Raw genomic sequence first — 15,649 nt, 5'->3', positions numbered from 1 at the left:
CTGTGTCAGCCGTAACGGCGCAGAACGAGGGAGGCGTTCGTACCGCCGAAGCCGAAGGAATTCGACAGGGCCACGTCGATCTGGCGCTTGCGCGCCACGTGCGGAACCAGGTCGATCTTCGTTTCCGTCGAAGGATTGTCCAGATTGAGGGTCGGCGGCGCAACATTGTCGCGGATCGCCAGGGCGCAGAAAATCGCCTCGACCGCGCCGGCCGCACCGAGCAGGTGACCGATCGCCGATTTCGTCGATGACATCGAAACCTTGCCGGCATGCTCGCCCAGCACCCGCTCGACAGCGCCGAGTTCGATCGTGTCGGCCATGGTCGATGTGCCGTGCGCATTTACATAATCGATATCGGCAGCGGAGAGACCGGCGCGCTTCAGCGCCATCTGCATGCAACGATACGCACCATCGCCATCCTCAGCCGGAGCGGTGATGTGGAAGGCATCGCCGGACAGCCCGTAGCCGACCACTTCGGCGTAGATCTTGGCGCCGCGCGCCAAAGCGTGTTCCAGCTCTTCCAGAACCACCACGCCAGCGCCCTCGCCCATGACGAAACCGTCGCGGTCCTTGTCGTAGGGGCGCGATGCCTTGGTCGGATCGTCGTTGTGCTGCGTCGAAAGAGCCTTGCAGGCGGCAAAGCCGGCCAGCGCGATGCGCGAGATCGGAGATTCCGTACCGCCCGCGACCATGACGTCGGCATCGCCGAGCGCGATCAGGCGGCTTGCATCACCGATGGCATGCGCGCCGGTGGAACAGGCGGTCACGACCGAATGGTTCGGGCCGCGCAGCTTGTGACGGATGGAGACCTGCCCGGAAGCAAGATTGATCAGACGGCCGGGAATGAAGAAGGGCGAAACGCGGCGCGGGCCCTTGTCGCGCAGCGTGTAGCCGCCCTCGACAATGCCTTCGAGGCCACCGATGCCCGAACCGATCAGGACGCCGGTCGCGATCTGGTCTTCGTCGGACTTGGGATGCCAGTCGGCATCCGCCAGCGCCATGTCGGCAGCGGCAACAGCGTAGATGATGAAGGGATCGACCTTGCGCTGTTCCTTCAGTTCCATCCAGCTATCGGGACTGTAGGTGCCGTTTGTGCCATCGCCGAACGGAATGCGGCAGGCAATCTTCGCAGGCAAGTCCTCGACTTCGAATTCGGTAACCTTGCGGGCTGCGTTTTCTCCGGCAATGAGTCGCGACCAGGAAACCTCGGTCCCGCAACCCAAGGGAGATACCATGCCGGTACCGGTGATAACGACACGTCTCATAACCCGTGATCCACCCTGCCAGTTAGTCGGAACTGGATCGGACCTCGCGCATGAACCGGATCCGTACATCCATTTCCGTGATGCGAATACCGCGTGATCTCAGGTACGGAAGCCCTAGCCGGCTTTCCTTGTCACGCTTTTGCCTTCCAAAGGAAAGCGTGCCCCGCGACGGGACGAAAGAGGCGGGTCGCAAACGCGCCCCGCCCTGCACCGCCTTATATCAGGCCTGTGCCTTTTCGATGAACTTGACAGCGTCGCCGACCGTCAGGATCGAGTCCGCTGCATCGTCAGGGATCTCGACGCCGAACTCTTCTTCGAATGCCATGACCAGTTCGACGGTGTCGAGCGAGTCCGCGCCCAGGTCGTCGATGAAGCTTGCGCCTTCCGAAACCTTTTCGGCATCGACGCCAAGATGATCAATAACAATTTTCTTTACGCGTTCTGCTACGTCGCTCATGTCGGATTCCTCGACCTTTGTTTTTCTCAACGATGCCGTTCTGACATCGGTACCCTATTAACGCCTGACAGATCAAGACGATCCGGCAGGCAATTCGTTCAACCGGAAGAGCGGTCAACCACGCGCCAAAAGCCTGCGTGAACCTCATATCATCCGATCGACTGCGCACAGTCATGGCCCGATTAACACGGTTTAAGTCCGTCGCAAAGTCCGAAAATGGCCGGGAATGGCTTGGTCAACACGCAAATCCCGGTATTTGCGCCCCGCTCCTCCGATTGACCCGGAATCGCGGCGGCGCAGGCGTTTGACGCCGGTCAGATCATTGCCATGCCGCCGTTGACATGAATGGTCTGGCCAGTGACGTAGGCAGCCTCGTTGGACGCGAGATAAGCGACTGCGGCCGCCACTTCGCCGCCTGTACCCATGCGCTTCATCGGAATGGCGCCCATGATGGCGTCCTTCTGCTTGTCGTTCAGCTTGCCGGTCATGGCGCTTTCGATGAAGCCCGGAGCGACACAGTTGACCGTGACGTTGCGTGTGGCGATTTCCTGCGCCAGCGACTTGGAAAAGCCGATCATGCCAGCCTTCGAGGCACAATAATTGGCTTGGCCCGGATTTCCGGTCACCCCGACGATCGACGTGATGTTGATGATGCGGCCATGGCGACGGCGCATCATCGGATGGGTCAGTTCGCGCGTCAGCCGGAAGACCGAGGTGAGGTTGACTTCGAGAACGGCATCCCAGTCCTCGTCGCTCATGCGCACGAACAGGCCATCCTTGGTGATGCCGGCATTGTTGACGAGGATATCGACGCCGCCGAGATCGGCCTCTGCCTTTTCGCCCAGCGCCTTGACGGCGGCGCGATCGGCAAGGTTTGCCGGGAACAGGTGAACGCGATCACCGAGCGAATTGCCAAGTTCCTCGAGCTTTTCGACGCGGGTGCCGTGCAAACCGACAATGGCGCCCTGCGCGTGCAGGATGCGGGCGATTTCCTCGCCGATACCACCGGAAGCGCCGGTAACGAGAGCCTTGCGGCCGGACAGATCGAACATGGTTGTTTCCTCTTTTTAGAGCAAATAGCGAATAGGGAGGCGCGAATAGATGAAGAGCAATAGCAGCGGCAGCTTTCTATTCGCTCTTCGCTATTCGCAATAAATTCAGGCAAGCAGGGTCTGCAGCGCGGCGTCGATATCGGCGGGCGAATTGATCGCGATACCGGTCACCGTCTTGTCGATGCGGCGGGCCAGTCCGGTCAGAACCTTGCCGGATCCCACTTCATAGAGTGTCGTGACATCGTTGGCTGCGAACCATTCGACGGTTTCGCGCCAGCGGACCTGGCCTGTGACCTGCTCGACAAGCAGGCTGGCGATTTCGACCGCGTCGGTTACGGGAAGTGCGCGGACGTTGGCGATCAGCGGTATAACGGGATTGTGCTTGGTCACCTTTGCCAAAGCGGCATGCATGGCATCGGCGGCGGGCGCCATCAACGACGAATGGAAGGGAGCGGACACCGGCAGCAGGATGGCGCGCTTGGCGCCCTTTTCCGTGGCGAGCGCCGCAGCCTTTTCGACCGCCGCCTTTTCGCCGGAAATAACCAACTGGCCACCGCCATTGTCATTGGCGATCTGGCAGGAACCGAGCACCGACGCTTCCTTGCAGACAGAATCGACGTCGGCATGTTCCAAGCCGATGATCGCCGCCATCGCACCCATGCCGACCGGCACCGCAGCCTGCATCGCATTGCCACGAATGCGCAACAGCCGTGCCGTATCGGCCAAAGAGAAGGTACCGGCAGCACAAAGCGCCGAATACTCGCCCAGCGAGTGGCCGGCGACATAGGAAACCTTGGACTTCAGGTCCAGCCCCTTTGCCTCCAGCACCCGCAGCGCAGCGATGGACACCGCCATCAGCGCCGGCTGTGCGTTGGCCGTCAACGTTAGCGTTTCTTCCGGACCGTTCCACATGATGTCGGAAAGCTTTTCGCCGAGCGCGTCGTCGACTTCGGCAAAGACGGCAGCAGCCTCCGGGAAGGCATCCGCCAGATCCTTGCCCATGCCGAGCGCCTGACTGCCCTGTCCTGGAAATGTGAAAGCGATGGCCATGAGGTTGGTCCCTCTCGTCTTGCGCGATGAGACGCGCAGTTATAATGTCCGGCGCACTGTCAAAATAATGCTGGCAGGCGATATTTTCCTTTCCATTCACATTCCTGCACTGCAAGTCAAGGCTTCAGCCCGTCTGATAGCTGTTTGTGAACGGCGGCATGCTTTGCCCTTGCGCCGCAGCAACCAGCCTCTACATTCGCCGCCGAACCAATTTGAGGCACGCACCGCACATGAAATACAAGACACTCGGCAGAACCGGTATCCAGGTTTCCGAAATCTGCCTGGGAACCATGACCTGGGGAACGCAGAACTCCGAAGCCGAAGCCCATGGGCAGATGAACTATGCCGTCGACCAGGGCATCAACTTCTTCGACACCGCAGAACTCTACCCTGTCACGCCGGCCGGCCCGGAGACGCGTGGCCTGACGGAGGACTATATCGGCACCTGGCTGAAGGCGAGCGGCAAGCGGGAAGACATCATCGTCGCCACGAAGGTCACCGGTCCGGGCCGCCCCTATATTCGCAATGGCTCGCCGGCCAGCCCGAAAACGATGCGCGAAGCGCTGGACATCAGCCTGAAGCGGCTGCAGACCGACTACATCGACCTCTACCAGATGCATTGGCCCAACCGGGGACATTATCATTTCCGTCAATCCTGGACCTACGACCCCTCCCGTCAGGATACAAATGCCACGCGCGACGATCTGCTGGCCATCCACGAAACACTCGCCGCCTTCGTCAAGGAAGGCAAGGTTCGCCATGTCGGCCTGTGCAATGACACTGCCTGGGGCACGATGACCATGCTGGCGCTTGCCGAAAAGCACGGCCTGCCGCGCATCGCTTCGATCCAGAACGAATACAATTTCCTCTATCGCTCCTTCGATCTCGACCTCGCCGAAGTGAGCCACCACGAAAATGTCGGCCTGCTCGCCTATTCGCCGCTGGCAGCCGGACTGCTGTCGGGGAAATACCTGAATGGTGCGCGGCCGAAAGGGTCGCGCCTGACGATCAATGGCGACCTCGGCGGCCGCTATACCGAACACCAGGAACCGGCTGTCGCTGCCTACGCGGCGCTCGCCGAGACCTACGGCCTCGACCTTGCCCAGATGCAGCTTGCCTTCAGCCTGACGCGGCCGTTCATGACCTCGGTCATCATCGGCGCAACCACAATGGAGCAGTTGAAGACTGATATCGGCGCCAAGGACGTCACGCTGTCGGCCGACGTGCTGGCTGGCATCGCAAAGCTGCACAAGATGTATCCCGCGCCGATCTGACAGCCCTCTTCGGCGACATGAAACGAAAAGGCCGCGCCCTTCCGGAGCGCGGCCTTTTCATTGTAATCCGTGGCAATGTCAGGACAGCTTGCGGATCATGCCGTAGACGATATTGCCGTTGGCACCGAACTCGACGGTCGCCGAGAACTGCTCCTTCGGCGCGCTGGCATGGATGATGTTCCACATATCGACTTCTGAGCGCAGCAGCAGCGCCCAGTTCATGAACGTCTCCATGTAACCGTCATCGGCGACATCGCGGGAGAAGTTGGCGAACAGGAAAGAACCGTTCGGCTTCAGCATGTCGAGGCAGGTCTGCGTCAGCTTGATCGCCACTTTGTCGGCAAGATAGTCATAGAGACCGGCCGCATAGATAAAGTCGAACGTGCCGATCTTGTGGGCCTTGGTCAACAGCCCGCGCACGGAACCGTCGATCGCCTCGATGCAGGTGCCCTTGAAATCGCGGGTCATGGAGCCGACGCTCTGCGGGTCCTGATCCAGCGCCACCCAGCGCTTGATGCTGCCATTCTCCAAGGCCACCGAACGATCGGCCTCGCGCAGATGGCCGGCGGCGACCGTCAGGATTTCGGTACCCGGCCCCTTCTCGGCCGCGATGGCATCGACATGCTTGGTCAACAGGTCCCGGCGCTCGCGCACCGCAACCGGCGATGGCGAATTCCGGGTATATTCAAAAAGCGTGCGACCGAGCGGCGAGGCATTCGCCACCTCCTCTGCAACGCTCTCATGACCGTAGATAAAGTCGATCAGATGGGCGTCGCCGGAATAGCCGCGCGGCTTGACGAACGACCAGCGCGTGAACGGGTCCTCGTGGAAATAATCGGCGACCGGATGGTTCTGAACAATCGGGATCAGTTCCTGCCAGACATTAGGGTGATACTTGGCGCGCATCTCGTTCAGCGAGCCGATCAGCCGATGGATAATCTTTGCGGGTTCGATGTCTTCCTGAATCTGCTGCTGGGCGATTCGAAGAATGATGGCCAGCTCCGCCTTGCCCGTGGCGACCTGATCATAATGCAGCTCGGCCCGAGCCGATGCCAGTTCACTGTTAATGGCCTTGGGGGTGATCAGGCTTTCGCCGTCGAAAACAATCTGTGCTTGGGTCACTGCTGAAACCATCCGTTAAAACGCACTTAACAGTATGCTTAAAATTGTAATTATCTCTAGCACGGAATCGCGACTATCGCGCGACATGGTTAATCACGCCTGAAACCATCGGTTTATATGGGACAGGGGGTAAACGCTGATAGCCCCGAATTCAGACAAACTTAATGCAGTTCCCTTAATCTGCTCCAGAACACTGCGCTTTCCTGATAGGCAGCCCCGATCAGAAAGCGCGTCTGTGCATGGGCAACGCCGAACCGGAAAGAACTCAGGCTCGAAAGACCGGGCAAGTAACGGATACAGTGCATGAAGCACACATTGGCTGACGTCGTTGAGATCGATCTTCACAGCGAGCCGCAAAAGCTCTCCTCCGAGGAGCTGCGCAGGCTCTACGCTGCGGAAGGCGAAGCTGCGCGCCGGCAGGACACCCGCCGCGGGTTGTGGATTTCGGTCACGATCTATCTCTTGTTCTCGCTCACGGACATTCTGCTGATCGGGGATGTTTCTGCCTACACCATCGCCGCCCGCTTCATCATTTCCGCGATCATGCTGCTGCTGATGGAAGTGCAGATCTACCGCGGTGCCAGCGCCGACGCGATCGACCGGGTATGCACGCTCGCACTCGTCTGCGCCTATGGCGGCTGGCTGCCGACGGCGCTGATGACGACGGACACGCTCACCATGTCCTATTACATGGTCTTCGGCGCGATCTTCATGCTCAGCGTCAACCTCTTCTTCAGCTTCCGGTTCCGCCTGTCGCTGATCGGATCCGGAATCATCGCGGTGATGTTCCTGGCGGCCCTGCAAACCTTCCCGCCGGAAGCCCTCTACTACAAGATGACCTTCGGCGCCTTCTGCATCTCCTGCCTGCTGTTCAGTTCCTATATCAACTGGAAGCTCAACCGCGAGCGCTACAACGTCTTCCTCAATGCGCTCGAAGCCCGCTACCAACAGAAAGAAGCCTCCGATCGCGGTGACGCGCTTCTGCGCTTGTCCAATACCGATCCACTGACCGGCCTCGACAATCGTCGCGCCGTCGATCAGCGGCTGCGCGATTACTGGAACGACTGGCAAAAATCCGGCAGCAACTTTGCCGCCATCCTGATCGACGTCGATTTCTTCAAGCGTTACAACGACTGCTATGGCCATCAGGAAGGCGATCGCTGCCTTGTTCTCGTCTCGAATGCCCTGAAGAAGGCGATCCAGCCCTACAACGGCACGATCGGCCGTTTCGGCGGCGAAGAGTTTATCGTCATTGCCCAACTGGACTCGCAGGAACAGGTAGCGGCACTTGCCAACCTGATCTGCCGAACGGTCTACGAGATGGAGTTGATCCACGAACAGCGCCGCGATGGCGTCTCGATCGTCACCGTCAGCGTCGGCGCTGCCTATACCCGCAGCAATGCCGGCTCGAAGCTCGAGAAGATCATCAACGACGCAGACCGGGCGCTTTACAGCGCCAAGGCAAGCGGCCGCAACTGTGCCAAGCTGTTCGATCCGAACGATCCGCAGACGAGCGATGAGAGCGAAAACATCGCCGCGATCCTGAAGATCGCGATCGCGCAAAACCTCGTCTCGCTCGTCTATCAGCCGATCCAGAACGCCGCGACCGGCAAGCTGGAAGCCTTCGAGGCGCTGATGCGTCTGCGCATGCTTGACGGCACGCCGGTCACCCCCGGCCTGTTCATTCCGATTGCCGAGCGCACCGGCGCGATCCTCGAACTCGGCCGATGGGCAATCCGGACCGCATGCCGCGAATTGCTCGCGGACAACCAGGTCAAGGTCGTCAGCGTCAACGTTTCGCCGATCCAGTTGAGGACACCGGGCTTTGCCGCATCCGTCGCCGCCATCCTCGGCGAAACGCAGGTTGCCGGAAACCGGCTTGCCTTCGAAATCACCGAAGGCCTGGAAATGGAGATGCACTCGGACATCCTGCGCTGCATCAGCGATCTGAAGACGCTCGGCATCCGGATCTGGCTCGATGATTTCGGCACGGGCTTTGCCGGCCTTTCCTGGCTGCGCCTGATCGACTTCGACACGGTCAAGATCGACCGTTCCTTCCTGCATGACACCAGCAGCCCGCGCGGCAAGGCCATGCTGCAGGATATCATCGGCCTCGTCCGCAACCGCGGCCACAAGATCCTGGTCGAGGGTGTCGAGACGGAGGACCAGCTGAAGTTGATGCGGGAATTCCGCATCGATCAGGTTCAAGGCTTCCATGTCGGCCGCCCTGCCCCGGCGGACACATTTCGCGCCACCTCGGCCAGCGACATGCGACCGAACCGTCTTGCCCGGCCGGCGTGATGGCCGGATGATCAGTCGTGCCGGACGCGATTAAGTCCGGCGGCGAACAACCTCCGCCGCCCCGCGACCGGGCAAGCGCTCAGAGGACGAAGTCCGCCCCTACCATGGCGAGGCTACGGTCGAGAACGATCGAAAAATCCGCTGTCCCGTTGCCATCGACATCGCCCTCGATAAACGTGTCGCCACCACTGACGGCGTAACGCAGTTCGCCCGCCTTGTTGCTGAATGACGCCGCGCCGACGAATGTGAACGCCTGATCGCCCGCCAGCGCCGTGTTGGCGTCTATGACGCTGAGATTGACGCGATCGCCCTGGGTGCGTGCGAAATCGAGGATCAGGTCACGGCCGCTTGAGGCGACGGTCGACTCGGACAGGCTGGTGAAGATGAACTGGTCGGTTCCTGTGCCTCCCGTCAGCGTGTCGGCGCCCGCTGCCCCTTTCAGTTTGTCATTGCCCCCGGCACCATCGAGCACGTTGTTCGCAGCGTTACCCACGACGGCGTTATCGAGGCTGTTGCCGGTACCCTGGATATTCAGGGCTCCCGTCAGGGTTAGGTTTTCGACATGGATCCCCGCCAGCGAATAATTGACCGAGGATTCGATCCGATCTGTGCCATTACCGGTCGTCTCGGTCACCGTGTCACCGGTCCGGTCGATGATGTAGACGTCATTGCCCTTTCCACCGGACATCACGTCGATGCCGGTTCCGCCATCGATGATATTGTTGCCGGCATTGCCGTTGATGATATTGGCAAGGCTGTTACCGGTGGCATTGATGTTCGAGGTTCCCGTCAGCGTCAGGTTCTCGACATGCGTTCCCGCCAGCCCGAAGCTCACCGAGGCGAACACGCGGTCGGCGCCGCCATTGGCAACCTCGACCACGAATTCCGTGGAGCCATCGACGTAATAGGTATCGTCTCCATTCCCGCCGACCATGACGTCATTGCCGGTGCCGCCGTCGAGCCGATCATTACCGTCGCCGCCAATCAGGGTGTCGGCCGAATTCATCCCGTATAGCTGGTCGTCGCCTTCGAGGCCGCTGATGACACTCGCCCCCAGGCCGCCGACGATGACATTGTTGCCTTCGTCGCCGGTAATCGCCCGCCCACGCGGGTCAAGGATCATGAAGGCATCCTGGAATGTGTCCGTCGAGTCGCCGGTTTCCGTATTGTAGACGACGACGATGCGGCCATCTTCGGTTACGGTCAAATCCGACAGGCTCTGGTCGCCGGGCCTGTCGATCTCGAAGTCGGAGACGAAACTACCGGATGCATCGAACATCTGGATGACCACATCGCCGTCCGGCGAGCCATCGCCTTCCGTTCCTGCGTAACTCGACCATGCCAGGACAAAGCCGCCATCCGGCGTTGCGACGAGTTTCGGCACGATGCCGAAGGCATCATCGACAGACCGCAGGACGGTCACATCGTTACCGTCAGCGCCGACCACCTGATAATACATCTTCTGCGCCGAAACGTCCTGCCATGCTATCACCGCATTGCCATTGGCAAGCGCAGTAATGGTCGGAAATGCCGGATTACCGGTATTGCCGATGATACGTTCGGCAGAGACAGCCGTCCCGTCTTCATCCACGATAGTAAACTTGATTGTCCGGACGAGAGTGCCGGGATCGAACGCCTGCCAGACAACGGCGATATCTCCCGACCCCACGAAGGCGATTTTAACGCTGCTCGCAGTTTCGGTTGCGGAACTGTCTACCCTGAATTTCCAGTCCGTCTCGCCGGAAAAGTCCGCGAGCGAAAGCCAGGCCTGGGATGGGTCATCGCCGACCGTCAGACTATATGCGACGATAACATCGGCTGAATTGCCCCAGATGCCGCCATCCAGCAGCAGGTCGCTGAGGGCTTCGTCTGCACTTGAGAATACGAACTCGATGCTGCTGCCGTTGCCGTAACCATCGGACCCCCAGTAGCGGAAATAGATATCACGATCACCGGGCTCGAAATCGAGTGAATAGGCCACTCCCACGCTGCCATTGTAGGATTTTCGAGCGATCGGATTCTGCCACGAGAAGTTATCGTAGATCAGCCCACTCACATCGACGGCCTGCGTTTGCGTCACACGAACGTCAAAGATAGATCCATGTATTACGCTATCGCTATCCTCGCCGAGGATGAAAAGCTTTCCATCTCTAAAAGACGCGACCGTCGCTCCCGATGGAATAATGGTCTGATTTTTCCAAATCGATATCCCTGCCACAGCCCAACCTCCTGGCTTCCATTATATTTTCGAAAAAATGAAATCGGCGCTTAGGAAATGAGCACCAAGCAATTCACAAATTTTCTTGCTCTTTCTTGCAGCAAGACCCGTATCCGCGTGCAAAAATAAAGACATGCAATCTCAAGTCAACAAGATTAACTCACGGTTTCACTGTCATGACTGCGACGCACACTGCCAAGGTATTTCCCATCGCCGCCGCCTGCGTTGTGAAACTGTGAATGCCGCGACGGGGACATTGGCACGCGATCACGGCTTTATTGGCCGCAGGTAAATTCAACGGATGAAAAGCCTCCGCGAGGCGGGGCCTGCTAATGCGCAGGCTGTACGACTTCGGTGGCAGATCTGCAGACGCGCGGGCAGTTCGGCCGACAACAAGCTCGATGAAATCCAAGGCCCACCTCTACCGTTCCCGGCCAAAATTCTTCCCCGTTCATCCCCGCCCCCATCACCCGTGCCACAATCCACTCGTCCCGTCACGGATACACCGGTTTGCGTTGCCGGCGAGGCGGGGCCGGTGCCCGGGTGGTCTGGCGGAACGCGCGTCAGGTTTCCGGGGCCGCGTGAAAGGCGGTTCTCCTCCGGTTCGCGAATGAACCGGGCGTGCCGGGTAGCCACGCCGCGGGCGGCTCACGCCGCCGGACGGTTCTGCCGTCCAAGGGTCCAGGGCTGAACCCCGCCAGATTGAAAGGCCCTGCGGATAAGCAGCGGGCCGGGGCATTGGAGGCCTCTCCGTCAAACGAGAGGCGGAGAAGAACCTGAGAAGCGCGGCAAAAGACATCGAAACGGGGCACATCGCGTGTCACCTACTACTATTACCTGAGGCACTCGATGTGTCCCGGCCGAACTGCTCTTTGAAAACCACGGCGATTTTTCGCGCGTGGCCACACATGTTGCCTGAACCGGGAAAGGGAGATCATCGACCTGTCAATGAGATGACCCGCACAGGATGGGACCTTACCAAAATTTCCCGCCGCCCCTTGCTTCCTGGCCGAAAATGCGTATAAGCGCGCTGTTCGCAACACCCGGTCTTCTGGCTGGTGGCTGAACGGAGGGCCGGTTTCCCTTAAGAGACCTGTCCGGACCTAGAGGGGTCCAGCCTCCCGTGTCTCCGCTCTCGACCGTCTCGAAACAACACTTTCTTGCCGGCTGCTCGCAGCCACTTGAACAGTCGTTGAGGCTTAGCCGCCGATTTCCGGGTGACGATTAACGCAAGAAAGGCAAAGCCTCATGGCTCTTTATGAACATGTATTCCTTGCCCGGCAGGATATTTCCGCTCAGCAGGTCGACGCTCTCGTCGAACAGTACAAGGGTGTACTGGAAGCTAACGGCGGTAAGGTCGGGCGCGTCGAAAACTGGGGCCTCAAGTCCCTGACGTACCGCATCAACAAGAACCGCAAGGCTCACTACGTTCTGATGGACATCGATGCTCCGGCACCGGCCGTTCACGAAGTCGAGCGTCAGATGCGCATCAACGAAGACATCCTTCGTTACATGACCATCGCTGTCGAGAAGCATGAAGACGGCCCGTCCGCCATGATGCAGAAGCGCGACCGCGACGACCGTCCGCGCCGCGATGGCGACGATCGTGGCCCGCGCCGCGAATTCGGCGACCGCCCGCCGCGTGGCGACCGTGAAGACCGTCCGCGCCGTCCGCGCGAAGACCGGGCATAAGGAGAAAAGACCATGGCTGATACACTGTCCGCTCCGGCACGCCGCCCGTTCCACCGTCGTCGCAAGACCTGCCCCTTCTCCGGTGCCAACGCTCCGAAGATCGACTACAAGGACATCCGTCTGCTGCAGCGCTACATTTCCGAGCGCGGCAAGATCGTTCCTTCGCGTATCACGGCAGTTTCCCAGAAGAAGCAGCGCGAACTGGCCCAGGCCATCAAGCGCGCCCGCTTCCTCGGCCTCCTGCCCTACGTCATGGCTTAATTGCATGTCCCCTTGGAGCACGCTCCAGGGAAAGGCATATGCAATATGAAACACATGACTCTCCGTTGAGTTTCTGACTCAACGGAAGCTGACTCAAGGTAAGGCGAATGCTCCGGCATCGCCTCACCTTCTCCCTTTCGCGTTGGGCGCGGATCGGAAACACCGGCGCAGTTGCGCTAAAACCCATGTTGGGGCTTGGTTCCTTCCACAAGGAAACGCCTCTAACTGCTTGAAAAGCAGGACAGCGACCGTGAAGATACTGAATGCAACATCGCTGCTGACCGGCGCCCTCGCCGGCGTGACCGTCGCCCTGCTTCTGCTCGGCGCGAACGCGCAGTCGTTTCTTGCAATCTTCCTTGTCGCGGCCGCAGCGCTGCCCATCCTCATTGCCGGCCTCGGCTGGGGCAATGCCGCCGCAGCCGCAGCCGTTGTTGTCGCCGGCCTTGGCCTTGCCATCTTCTCTTCGCCACTCGGCGCCCTGTTTCTCGTCATCCTGCTGCTCGCGCCCGCCGCCTGGCTCAGCCATGTCGCCAATCTGGCGCGTCCGGCGTCGGAACTCGGCGGTCCGGCTGATGCGCTGGCCTGGTACCCCCTGTCCGATATCCTCAGCCAATTGGTCCTGATGGTAACGGTCGCAGCCTTCATCATCGGCGCAGTGACCGGCTATGACGATAGTCTTGCCAGCGTCGTGGTCGATCAGGTCGTGGTCGCGATGAAGGCTCAAGATCCGGCATATGACCTCAGCCCGGACGTCATCGCACAGATCAAGTCGGCCTTTCATATCGGCTGGCCGATGATGTTCGGCACGCTGTGGGTAATGATCCTGTTTGCGGCCTATTACATCGCCAATCGCGTTGTCCAATTGTCGGGAAAGAACCTGCGTCCGCGCGAGGACATGCCCTCGACGCTGCGCATGCACCGGTTCTCCATATTCGCCTTTCTCGCCGGCCTCATCCTCGCCTTTACGGGCGGCACGCTGGCGACGGTCGGCGGGCTCATCTGCGGCACCTTCGGCGCGGGCTTCCTGCTTGCCGGTTTCGCCGTCTTCCATTTCCGGACGCGCGGCAAGTCCTGGCGGCTTCCGGTGCTGTGGCTTGGTTATCTGTCGGTTTTCATCTTCACGATACCGGCTTTCTTCTTTCTCCTGTCGGGTCTGATGGACACGCGGCGTGCCATCGCGCTGTCGCCGGCAGGGAAAACCTCTGAAACTGAAACAAAAGACCTCTGAACTAACACCTGAAAGGATCAAGACAATGCAAGTCATTCTTCTCGAACGCGTTGCCAAGCTCGGCCAGATGGGCGAAACCGTCAAGGTTCGCGACGGCTTTGCCCGCAACTACCTGCTGCCGCTCGGCAAGGCTCTGCGCGCCAACGATGCCAACAAGAAGCGTTTCGAATCCGAGCGCGCAACGCTCGAAGCCCGTAACCTCGAGCGCAAGTCGGAAGCCCAGTCGGTTGCCGAAAAGCTCGACGGCAAGTCCTTCATCGTCGTCCGTTCGGCCGGCGAAACCGGTCAGCTCTACGGTTCGGTCGCTGCCCGCGATATCGTTGACGTTCTGGCTGCGGAAGGCTTCAACATCGGCCGCAACCAGGTCGACCTGAACAACCCGATCAAGACCATCGGCCTGCACGACGTCGTCCTGCACCTGCACTCGGAAGTCGAAATCAAGGTTCAGATGAACGTTGCCCGTTCGGCTGATGAAGCAGAACGCCAGCTCAAGGGCGAAAGCCTGACCTCGGCCGACGCCATCTACGGCGTTGACGAAGATGCCCTGAAGCCGGAAGACTTCTTCAACCCGGAAGCTGAATTCGACGGCGAAGACGAATAAGTCTTTTTGCTCTTCAAGACAAGAAAGCCCGCGACATCGTCGCGGGCTTTCTTGCATTTCGAGCTTGAAATTATTGCGCCGTCTGCGGTTCCGCAGCCTTGTCGATGCTGACTTCAACCGACATGCCCGGCACCAGCGCATCCGCCAGCGGCTGATCCGGATCAATCGACACGCGCACACCGACCCGCTGCGCGACCTTGGTGAAATTCCCCGTCGCATTGTCGGCGCGGATGACGCTGAACTCCGAGCCGGCAGCGGGCGAGAAGCGTTCGACGTGCCCTCTCAGTTTCGCCTTGCTCAGCGCATCGACGGTGAAGACGACCGGCTGACCGATCTTCATGCCGTCCAGCTGGGTTTCCTTGAAATTGGCGATGATCCAGACATCCTTCGGCACGATTGCCAGCAACTGCGTGCCAGCCGTGACATATTGGCCGAGCCGCGCGCCAACTTCGCCGAGCTTACCGTCTTGCGGCGCTGTGATCGTCGTGTTGTCGAGATCAATCTGCGCCAGTTCCACGGCGGCCTCCGCGCTTCGCACGGCTGCTTCCAATCCTGCCCGCGAACCGATCGTGGTCGCAAGGTTCTGGCGCGACACCTCGATCGTGGCTGTCGCCTGATCGACACCCGCCTTAGCCTGCTCGAGCGTTGCCCGCGCGGTATCGACGTCGACCGAGGTGGCTATGCCCTTTTCCGCCAGCGGCTGGATACGCTCCCAGGCCTGCGTTGCCCGTATGTAAGTCGCCGTGGCACTGTCGCGCTGGGCTTCGCTCGCGGCGATGCTCGCTTTTGCCGACAATTCCTGCTGATGAGAATTGGCCAGCGACGCCTTCTGCGTATCGAGCGCTCCCTTCGCCTGGGCCAGTTTCTGGGCATAGATGCGGTCATCGATCCGGACGAGCACCTGCCCTGCCTTGACAGCCTCGTAATCCTTGACCTCGACCCTCAAGACATAGCCAGAAAGCTGCGGGCTGACGATCGTCACATAACCGCGGACATAGGCATTATCGGTCATTTCCACCGTGGTCGCGAAGGGCGGCAATCGCCAGGCATAGAGAACAAGCAGCACGCCGGTCAGGCCAGCCAGGAGCGTGAGAATGGTTGCGGGGGAGCGAAGAGACTTCAGCATGG

13 protein-coding genes are annotated in these 15,649 nt (G+C 59.9%); 6 read left to right on the top strand and 7 right to left on the bottom strand.

Annotated features, from left to right (window positions below; genetic code table 11):
- Positions 1–5: 5 nt before the first annotated feature.
- The 4 genes from fabF to fabD form a co-directional block, all read right to left on the bottom strand.
- Entirely contained in the window at positions 6–1,265 is a 1,260-nt protein-coding gene (gene fabF, locus ASG68_RS27180) for a beta-ketoacyl-ACP synthase II (RefSeq protein WP_062576247.1), read from the bottom strand.
- Positions 1,266–1,485: 220 nt separating this feature from the next.
- On the bottom strand, positions 1,486–1,722 hold the full coding sequence (locus ASG68_RS27175; protein WP_018327362.1) for an acyl carrier protein: 237 nt from the start codon (positions 1,720–1,722) through the stop codon (positions 1,486–1,488).
- Positions 1,723–2,036: 314 nt separating this feature from the next.
- Positions 2,037–2,774: a 3-oxoacyl-[acyl-carrier-protein] reductase gene (gene fabG / locus ASG68_RS27170; protein ID WP_062576246.1), complete on the bottom strand. Its 738-nt coding sequence runs from the start codon at positions 2,772–2,774 to the stop codon at positions 2,037–2,039.
- Between the two features lie 105 nt (positions 2,775–2,879).
- Complete coding sequence (gene fabD / locus ASG68_RS27165) at positions 2,880–3,824, bottom strand: ACP S-malonyltransferase (protein ID WP_062576245.1); 945 nt, start codon at positions 3,822–3,824, stop codon at positions 2,880–2,882.
- A gap of 230 nt (positions 3,825–4,054) precedes the next feature.
- Between fabD and ASG68_RS27160 the strand changes: the two genes are divergently transcribed.
- Entirely contained in the window at positions 4,055–5,098 is a 1,044-nt protein-coding gene (locus ASG68_RS27160) for an aldo/keto reductase (protein ID WP_062576244.1), read from the top strand.
- 78 nt (positions 5,099–5,176) lie between these two features.
- On the opposite strand, the gene ASG68_RS27155 is transcribed toward ASG68_RS27160, so the two are convergent.
- The gene (locus tag ASG68_RS27155; protein ID WP_062576645.1) at positions 5,177–6,220 is read right to left on the bottom strand and encodes a class I SAM-dependent methyltransferase; all 1,044 of its coding nucleotides are present in this window, start codon (positions 6,218–6,220) and stop codon (positions 5,177–5,179) included.
- Between the two features lie 303 nt (positions 6,221–6,523).
- Between ASG68_RS27155 and ASG68_RS27150 the strand changes: the two genes are divergently transcribed.
- Positions 6,524–8,521 (top strand): putative bifunctional diguanylate cyclase/phosphodiesterase, encoded by a 1,998-nt coding sequence (locus ASG68_RS27150; RefSeq protein WP_062576243.1) that lies wholly within the window; start codon positions 6,524–6,526, stop codon positions 8,519–8,521.
- A gap of 79 nt (positions 8,522–8,600) precedes the next feature.
- On the opposite strand, the gene ASG68_RS32645 is transcribed toward ASG68_RS27150, so the two are convergent.
- On the bottom strand, positions 8,601–10,601 hold the full coding sequence (locus ASG68_RS32645) for a calcium-binding protein (RefSeq protein ID WP_062576242.1): 2,001 nt from the start codon (positions 10,599–10,601) through the stop codon (positions 8,601–8,603).
- Between the two features lie 1,386 nt (positions 10,602–11,987).
- Between ASG68_RS32645 and rpsF the strand changes: the two genes are divergently transcribed.
- The 4 genes from rpsF to rplI all read left to right on the top strand — a co-directional run bounded on the left by rpsF (position 11,988) and on the right by rplI (position 14,521).
- Entirely contained in the window at positions 11,988–12,431 is a 444-nt protein-coding gene (gene rpsF, locus ASG68_RS27140; RefSeq protein WP_062576241.1) for a 30S ribosomal protein S6, read from the top strand.
- A 12-nt stretch (positions 12,432–12,443) separates the two neighbouring features.
- On the top strand, positions 12,444–12,692 hold the full coding sequence (gene rpsR / locus ASG68_RS27135; protein WP_062576240.1) for a 30S ribosomal protein S18: 249 nt from the start codon (positions 12,444–12,446) through the stop codon (positions 12,690–12,692).
- 250 nt (positions 12,693–12,942) lie between these two features.
- Positions 12,943–13,920, top strand: coding sequence for a DUF2232 domain-containing protein (locus ASG68_RS27130; protein WP_062610275.1), 978 nt, complete (start codon positions 12,943–12,945; stop codon positions 13,918–13,920).
- Between the two features lie 25 nt (positions 13,921–13,945).
- On the top strand, positions 13,946–14,521 hold the full coding sequence (gene rplI, locus ASG68_RS27125; protein ID WP_062576238.1) for a 50S ribosomal protein L9: 576 nt from the start codon (positions 13,946–13,948) through the stop codon (positions 14,519–14,521).
- 70 nt (positions 14,522–14,591) lie between these two features.
- Here rplI and ASG68_RS27120 read toward each other — a convergent pair whose 3' ends face one another.
- Positions 14,592–15,647 (bottom strand): HlyD family secretion protein, encoded by a 1,056-nt coding sequence (locus tag ASG68_RS27120; RefSeq protein ID WP_062576237.1) that lies wholly within the window; start codon positions 15,645–15,647, stop codon positions 14,592–14,594.
- Positions 15,648–15,649: the final 2 nt, after the last annotated feature.

The sequence above is a fragment of the Rhizobium sp. Leaf453 genome, assembly GCF_001425605.1.
Lineage (GTDB): Bacteria > Pseudomonadota > Alphaproteobacteria > Rhizobiales > Rhizobiaceae > Pararhizobium.
This window is presented reverse-complemented; position numbering and strand designations above follow the sequence as displayed.

Excerpts from the sequence above, each read along its gene's own strand:
- fabF (WP_062576247.1), bottom strand. The coding sequence starts at position 1,265 with ATGAGACGTGTCGTTATCACCGGTACCGGCATGGTATCTCCCTTGGGT.
- ASG68_RS27175 (WP_018327362.1), bottom strand. The coding sequence starts at position 1,722 with ATGAGCGACGTAGCAGAACGCGTAAAGAAAATTGTTATTGATCATCTT.
- fabG (WP_062576246.1), bottom strand. The coding sequence starts at position 2,774 with ATGTTCGATCTGTCCGGCCGCAAGGCTCTCGTTACCGGCGCTTCCGGT.
- fabD (WP_062576245.1), bottom strand. The coding sequence starts at position 3,824 with ATGGCCATCGCTTTCACATTTCCAGGACAGGGCAGTCAGGCGCTCGGC.
- ASG68_RS27160 (WP_062576244.1), top strand. The coding sequence starts at position 4,055 with ATGAAATACAAGACACTCGGCAGAACCGGTATCCAGGTTTCCGAAATC.
- ASG68_RS27150 (WP_062576243.1), top strand. The coding sequence starts at position 6,524 with ATGAAGCACACATTGGCTGACGTCGTTGAGATCGATCTTCACAGCGAG.
- rpsF (WP_062576241.1), top strand. The coding sequence starts at position 11,988 with ATGGCTCTTTATGAACATGTATTCCTTGCCCGGCAGGATATTTCCGCT.
- rpsR (WP_062576240.1), top strand. The coding sequence starts at position 12,444 with ATGGCTGATACACTGTCCGCTCCGGCACGCCGCCCGTTCCACCGTCGT.
- rplI (WP_062576238.1), top strand. The coding sequence starts at position 13,946 with ATGCAAGTCATTCTTCTCGAACGCGTTGCCAAGCTCGGCCAGATGGGC.
- ASG68_RS27120 (WP_062576237.1), bottom strand. The coding sequence starts at position 15,647 with ATGCTGAAGTCTCTTCGCTCCCCCGCAACCATTCTCACGCTCCTGGCT.